The sequence below is a fragment of the Capsulimonas sp. genome (assembly GCF_039929585.1).
Lineage (GTDB): Bacteria > Armatimonadota > Armatimonadia > Armatimonadales > Capsulimonadaceae > Capsulimonas.
Window position 1 is genome coordinate 1 of sequence record NZ_JBDSQY010000053.1, and the last position, 1,762, is coordinate 1,762.

Consider the following 1,762-nt stretch of genomic DNA (forward strand, 5'->3'; position numbering starts at 1 on the left):
TCTGGAGTCCACGGAGGTGGACATCGTGCACTTCTAGCCGCGACTTCAGTCGCCAGGCACATATTATGAACTGATCGATGGTTTGTCTCAATAAATAAGAAATACGCATTTAGATTCTATTGACTCATTAATCAATGTGTGATATATTTGTTTATTGATCAATTTGAGACAAGGAGGGCATGGGATGGAAACCACGGAAAACGAACTTTTGACGTTCGATGAGGCGCTGCAAGTGCTTGGCACCAGCCGGCCTACGCTCTATCGTCTGCTCAGCGCCGGCGACGTTCGCGGCTTGAAGGTCGGGCGCCAGTGGCGCTTTCGGCGGAGCGATCTTCACCTGTATATGGACCGAGGACCGGTGGCGGCCGCAGTGGCGTCGGGCCCGGCGCTCGATACAGAGCTGGCGTTCTTTATGGATCGGACGGGCCGCCCTTCGGCAGCGGCGACCCCGGAGGAAAAAATTATGGGAGTGATTGAGAATATCATCGCGGACGCCATCGCCCACAAGGCGAGCGATATCCATATGGAGGCCTGCACGCTGGATGGCGAGACGGTGGTGCTGCTGCGCTATCGGATCGACGGCGTTTTGCAGGAGATCCGCCGAATGCCGGGAGAGCTGGAGGATGCGATGATGGCCCGATGGAAGGTGATGGCGGATATGCATGTCGGCGAGAAGCGCGTTCCGCAGGATGGACGGATTCCATTGAAGCACGCCGGCAAGGACTTTGATCTTCGCGTGTCGATCGCGCCGGTGGTGTTTGGCGAAGCGGTGACGATCCGAATTCTTGACCCCTCAACGATCTTGCTGGGATTGGATAAGCTTGGGCTGACGCCCGACAGCATGGAGCAGATCCTGCGCTTGATGCGCCAGCCCAATGGATTTGTCGTCGTCGCCGGCCCCACCGGCAGCGGAAAGACGACAACGGCTTACAGCTGTCTTCTGGACAGGGTCGGTCCCGAGCGAAAGACCTTGACCGTGGAAGACCCGGTCGAATGCCAATTGGATTACACCACGCAAATTCAGGTCAGCCCGCGCTTTGGACTCACGTTCCCCGCCGGACTTCGGTCGATCATGCGTCTGGATCCGGATGTGATCTACGCCGGTATGACCCTGGATGAAGAAACGCTGGCGCTGGAGCTGGAGGCATCCCTCACCGGACATCTGGTGGTGACGACGATTTCCGCGACCGACGCCCCTTCCGCCATCAGCCGGCTGATGAATATGGGCGCGCCGGGACATCTGCTGTCGGCCAGTCTGACCGGGGTGATCGCGCAGCGGCTCGCGCGCCGGATCTGTCCGGACTGCCGGGAAGAGATCGACGTCTCCACGTATGTCCAGTTCGATACCTGGCGGCGGCTGGCGGCCGCTGGCGGCTACGATCTTCCGTCTGACTCGAAGTTCTATCGGGGCAAGGGCTGTGAGAATTGCGGTGGGCGGGGGTACCGTGGGCGCTTGGGAATTTTCGAGATCATTGAGGTCAGCGAGCCGCTGGCGGCGTCCATCACCCGAGGCGCGGAGGAAGAGGAGATCGCGAACGTAGCCTTGGACTGCGGAATGCGGACCTTCTGGGCTGACGGCCTGCGCAAAGCCGCCGCCGGCGACACCACGCTGGACGAACTGCTGCGTGTGATCTTCACGGCGAACTAACACAACGGCTGCGCGGCATGGACGATACGCCATCGTCCATCCTGGGGAGCAGATTTAAGATCGCCCCTCCGCCCCACAGGATTAGGATGGCCCCTCCGCCCCAATTCTGGGGGA

At 59.9% G+C, this 1,762-nt stretch carries 1 protein-coding gene; it reads left to right on the forward strand.

Features of this window, described 5'->3' with window-relative positions:
• The first annotated feature begins 184 nt into the window (after nt 1–184).
• A complete protein-coding gene (locus ABIZ35_RS03650) occupies nt 185–1,648 on the forward strand; it encodes an ATPase, T2SS/T4P/T4SS family (protein WP_348218513.1) in 1,464 nt (487 codons plus the stop codon).
• Nucleotides 1,649–1,762: the final 114 nt, after the last annotated feature.

What these genes read in the sequence shown, in the direction of transcription:
- ABIZ35_RS03650 (WP_348218513.1), top strand. Translation starts at nt 185, where the DNA reads ATGGAAACCACGGAAAACGAACTTTTGACGTTCGATGAGGCGCTGCAA.